At 50.5% G+C, this 5,296-nt stretch carries 4 protein-coding genes; 2 read left to right on the forward strand and 2 right to left on the reverse strand.

The features are described from left to right. Positions 1 to 66: 66 nt before the first annotated feature. Positions 67 to 1,017 (reverse strand): MFS transporter, encoded by a 951-nt coding sequence (locus IGR76_03345; protein MBF2077562.1) that lies wholly within the window; start codon positions 1,015 to 1,017, stop codon positions 67 to 69. Between the two features lie 84 nt (positions 1,018 to 1,101). Beyond that, positions 1,102 to 1,986: a pentapeptide repeat-containing protein gene (locus tag IGR76_03350; GenBank protein MBF2077563.1), complete on the reverse strand. Its 885-nt coding sequence runs from the start codon at positions 1,984 to 1,986 to the stop codon at positions 1,102 to 1,104. A gap of 682 nt (positions 1,987 to 2,668) precedes the next feature. Here IGR76_03350 and IGR76_03355 point away from each other — a divergent pair. Continuing rightward, positions 2,669 to 4,528, forward strand: a complete 1,860-nt coding sequence (locus IGR76_03355) for an alpha/beta hydrolase (GenBank protein ID MBF2077564.1) — start codon at positions 2,669 to 2,671, stop codon at positions 4,526 to 4,528. 490 nt (positions 4,529 to 5,018) lie between these two features. Continuing rightward, positions 5,019 to 5,243, forward strand: coding sequence for a hypothetical protein (locus IGR76_03360; GenBank protein MBF2077565.1), 225 nt, complete (start codon positions 5,019 to 5,021; stop codon positions 5,241 to 5,243). Positions 5,244 to 5,296 lie beyond the last annotated feature (53 nt).

The following is a 5,296-nucleotide window of genomic DNA, read 5'->3' on the forward strand; positions in this document are numbered from 1 at the left end:
TGCTCGAATAGCTCATCGTTGTTCGGTTTAAGAGGTTTGGCTCCTTTAAGTCTAATCATAAAGATGTCAAATCAGCTCTATACCAATCAGGTTAGGGGCGATCGCCAAGCCAATCAACGCCATTCCCGAACAAAGAATCCCCAAACTAACGACCCATTGTCGGGAAATATAGCCACCCCAACGTCCCAACGCGAACCGGACAAAGACGGCAACCAATGCATTGAGGCTATAGAATACCGCCGAATTTGGGATGAATAGCGGTAAAAATGTGACGACGGCTCCGTGCAAAAACGATCCCGCAAAGAATAACAGCGTCGCATCCCGCACCGGAAAGTGCAGAATAATCTCCCACGGAAACCCATGTTTTTCTACAGACGACGCTGGGCGAAGATTGGATAACTGACTCGTTTTCTCAAACGTAGATAGACACCACGGCAGTGGTAGACTGAGGATCACGCCCAAGAGCGTCAGCCCAACCATCAGAAGCACAACGGGAACAAAGCCCGCTTTAGCAAAGACTAGGGAACCGAGCAACGGCCCTAACGAAAATCCAATCGTGTTGGACATGGCTAAATAGCCCAACATCGCCGTGCGACGACTGGGGGGCACTAAGTCTGCCAGCATGGTTTGGGATGCCGTTGCAAACGCAGCTTGGCTAATGCCGTGCAGCATTCGCACCCCCAACAACCATAGCGGCGTAGGCGACCACAAATAGAGCGGGGCGATCGCCAAAACGATGGCTAATCCCAACCCCAACACAGGCTTACGTCCCCAGTGGTCAATCAACCAGCCAATCAACGGACGAAAACAGAGCAATCCGGCAGCCATGGCCCCTACCACAAAGCCCACTGGAGCATCCTGCCATCGCTGGGTCACATAGAGGGGCAGCACCGGAAACAGTACTGTCACTTGGGTGAAATAGATCAGCATCCCTGCACAAATACAGAAAAGTTGCAATCGATGCTGAGGGGTTGAGGATGGGCGATCGCTCGCCCTCGAAGCGGTAGAGTGTTCCATGCCCATTTCACCGACGAACGACGAGTCTTGACTTCATGCCCGTTCTAGTACGCATTCTATAGGCGATCGCTCCAGACTCATGGATTACTTTGAACAATCCCGATTTTCAATGGAGCCATCCGGCATCGTGGTGTTGCACAAAAAGGCTCCATCTAAACTTGTCCCCTGGAGATTGGCATTGCGGAGATCGGCATTTTCTAAAATCGCACCACTCAGCACCGTGTTATTGAGCTTGGCTCCTCGCAGGGAGGCATCGCTTAAAATGGCAAACCGCAGATCGGCTCCGGTCAGATCGGCATTGTTCAGATTGGCATTGCGTAAATACCCGCCCCAGGCGATCGCATTGCCCAAAAATGCCTGCTCTAAGTCCGCATTTTGCAACAGTGCCCCATTCAGGTTGCTATTGCCCAAATTGACAAATTTTAGATTGGCGTCACTGAAATCGGCTCCGTTCAGCATCGCGGCATTGAGAGTCGCATTATTCAGCACGGCATTGCGGAGATCCGCTCGCCCCAGGTTAATAACCGGATTGGGCGTGCCAATGAGATTACTATCGTGGAGAAATTGCAGCACTCGCCCTTTGCGATCGCCATCCAGTTCCCGCAAGATCGCCAAGGTCTTCGTCTTCGTCACCGATTTCAGAGGGCTGTCGGGTGGGCTCGTGCGTAGATTTTGGGTCATGGCTGTGGCAATATCCCCAAAGTAAGATTGCAGGATATCCTGCTGATACTGTTCCTCAACCAATTGCTGCTGCTCAAGGAACGCCTGCTCCTGCCGACGATTCGCTTGCATTGTTAAGTAAATGATTCCCAACACAAACACCGTCGGCAGCAGAAAAAGTTGCAAATAGTCCCAAACTGTTTTTCCCTGGAATCCCCATTGCCAGCCATGCAGAAACGGCTTCTCCGGTGACGAAGAAACACGAGGGCCAACGCTCCTCAATCGTGCAAGGTTATCCCGCCTAGGCATGGCGTTCTGCGATCAGGTGCATATTAAAAAATAATAATCAATTCTCCTAGCGGTGGGTGTAGTTGATCACAATTTACTACGCTCCCGAAGCCATAATCTACCAGGATTGACACCCCGAAAACGAGTCGATTGTGCAACATTTCTTTACACAGCAGGCGGGATGTGAGACTCCCAACCTATTGATATTTCAGCATCTGCTCGATCGCTAGCTTGCGTTTAGTAGCCTGCATCACAGCGATCGCCCGTCCATGCGCTCTACAAATAGGACTACGTCAATAGAACTATTAGAATTATTGGTATATCTAGACTGAGCGGTATCTTGCTACCGTGACTATAGCGTCCAGCAATCTGTAGATCGTTTGTGCTCCTTGATCTTCAAGCATCTCGTGCAAGCATAGACGACGGTATGACACTAGGAGCATCTGCAAAGGTCAGACATATTTCTTGATAAATTGCAGCGTGATCTTCAAGAAATGCTGCGATCGCAGTATTTGGATAATGCCGTTGGGCATGCTAGGTCTATAGCATTTCATGGGCGCATTATGCCAAACCGGATACAGCCAAGCACCGTTAGCTTGAACACAAAACACAGCATAACACCTGCACATTTCAATTGATTCGGTTCTGTGCCTGGAACTTTCGTCGCTCAGCTCTGTCCATGTGATCTGTCCCCCCTTGTTCAATGTCGCTCCTGAATTTTGGTTTGACTCCTATCCAATCCATAGTGAAGACCCTCTTATTGGGGCTGACTCTCTCCGTGAGTTGGGGCATTGTGGGTCTGCCCTCCCCAGCATTCGCCGCTGAACAGGTTATTGTGCGGATCGGCCCGCTGCGTCAGTCCATTGCGATCGCTGACCTAGAGTATTTTGCGAAAACAGGCAACGTTCCCCCTTCCCTGGAACTCTATGCCCCGCTCCTCAACGACGAGGTGCGCCAGGTGCTGAATAGCTATTGGCAAGTTGACCCTGATCGGGGATCCCACCTGATTGAAGACTTGCTAGACACACCAGAGGGCGATCGCCTGTTAGATGCCCTGCGAATGGCCCTGCCCAACAGCGATGAATTTACAATTCATACTGCACTTCTAGAATCGGCACAACGTGAGGGAAAATTGAGTGTGCTTGGCATACTGCGTGCCTTTCCAGACGACAGTCTCAGCGTTGATGCCATGACCTTTGCCGTGCTGGCATCCCAGATCAATCTGCCCCATTGGCAAGGACAGGCGATGCGATCGCTCTTGGATCGAGAACTCAGCGTGTCTCAGGATACCTTTTTCTATGGTGCCTTTGATCCCACCGAATCGGGGCATCAAACGGTTCACCAGCAAACCCTCACCTTGCATGACCGTAAGCGCGATCGCAGTATTCCCGTGGATTTGTACTGGAGCGATTGGGGGGATGGCCCCCTTGTCGTCATCTCCCACGGATTCGGTGCCGATCGCCGTTTCTTGGGCTATCTTGCCGAACACTTGGCATCCTACGGAATTACGGTTGCCGCCATCGAACACCCTGCTAGTAATGTTGCATGGCTGAATCAGCTATTTGCTGAGCCGTCAACCTATAGCCGCCCAGAAGGCATTTTACCCGCCACTGAATTTATCGATCGCCCCAAAGACGTGAGCTTCTTGCTCGATGAACTGGAGCAGCTCAACGAATACTCCCCCCTCCTTAAGGGAAAGCTCAATACCCATCAAGTAGTGGTGATCGGCCATTCCCTGGGGGGATACACCGCTCTAGCCTTGGCAGGCGCATCCCTCGACCTTGATCATCTACGGCAGTTCTGTGACGACCCCACTCGAGTCGGACTATCCCCCACGGATTTGGTACAGTGTTCGGCCTCTGATCTAGAGAAGGACAATGTTAACCTTCGAGATCCACGAGTCGTTCAGATCATGGCTCTGAACCCGGTGATGGGGCGCGTATTTGACAGTAAGAGTTTAGCGACTATTCAAATCCCAACGTTTGTGCTCGCAGGTACGGACGACAACATTACGCCTGCTCTTAGCCAACAGCTTCTACCGTTTTCAGAACTCCAGGGCTCTAAGTATTTGCTTACGGCCATTGGCGGCACGCACCTGAGCATTGGCGATCCTAGAAATCTCAACCAAGCGATTACTCAAACACTTCTTACGCGCGAGTTACTAGGTGATTCAACCGAATCCATGCGTCAACTTCTATGTGGCATCAGTCTCGCCTACGTGAAACAGCTAACGCCCGAAGCGCCCCTATACGACCCCTTCCTCTCGCCTGCGTACGTGCAATCGTTTTCGTCGGATCAGGTCAAGCTTCGTCTAAGTCGAGAGGTGCCAGACACTTTAAAGCAATGGATGCGGATGACCGTTGGGCCTGTGGAGCAACTTGTATCTACAACCCTTCCCAAAGATCGTGTCAATGAAAACGTGCAAATTACCTGTCAGAATGGGCTGAAGTGCCTATTGGACAAGCTCCCAATGGCCATGTTTATCATTCACGGCAATATTGCAATTTCTGTGATCCGCCTCCGACAGAACCGGAGCAAGCATAAATTTCCACATCTTCCCTAAATCATGTCCTGAATCGAGAGTCCGCATAGGAATAGCTTTAATCTCAGCTACAGCTACAGGAGATCAGGATTGATTACCGTTGGGATTAATGCAACCTGGCTTCTGCGTGTACTTACAGACCCGCTCCCATAGGATCTTTCGAGTACCTGGGGGACCTACGGAGAAAAGAACGCGATCGCCTCCGATGATGGTCATAATTTTAACGCCGCAGACTGGGCACGTCTTCGTTGATGGCTCGGTCACAATTCATCACCTGCTTTACAAAAACTCCGTAAGGGTTGCCACCCCCTGTTCTTATCCTGAGACATAATTCAACGTTTATACGGAATACAAAAAAGCTTCATGATTCTTAGGATATGTTTCTAAGTGTTTACACTGTCTTGCTTAAATCAGGTAGCGCTGCGTTATGGATACAAGCATAACTATCTCAGGGTGCAAAACCGTGGAAATTCGAGATGTTGGGTGCAAAGGCATAGGTTGGAATGTGTGTGTGCTTTACGCAAATGGAAAGGAATGGGTGCTGTGGTCGTTTCGCAACCGAGAAGTAGCCCTCCGCAGTATTGATGCCCTATACGGCTACGGATATCCGCTTCACGTTGCCTACGTTTTACGTCAAACCCAGCGTCCTACCCCTCAAAGTCACAGGCATCCTATCCTTGACCAACTCCGGCAAAACATGAAGATGGATTATCAAGCAGCAGTCTGGTATTCCTAGTAAGTGGGTAACCTGAATTAAACGATGTCCTGAGAACGGTATACCGAGCTTTC

Origin of the sequence: Synechococcales cyanobacterium T60_A2020_003, assembly GCA_015272205.1 — a bacterium.
Lineage (GTDB): Bacteria > Cyanobacteriota > Cyanobacteriia > RECH01 > RECH01 > JACYMB01.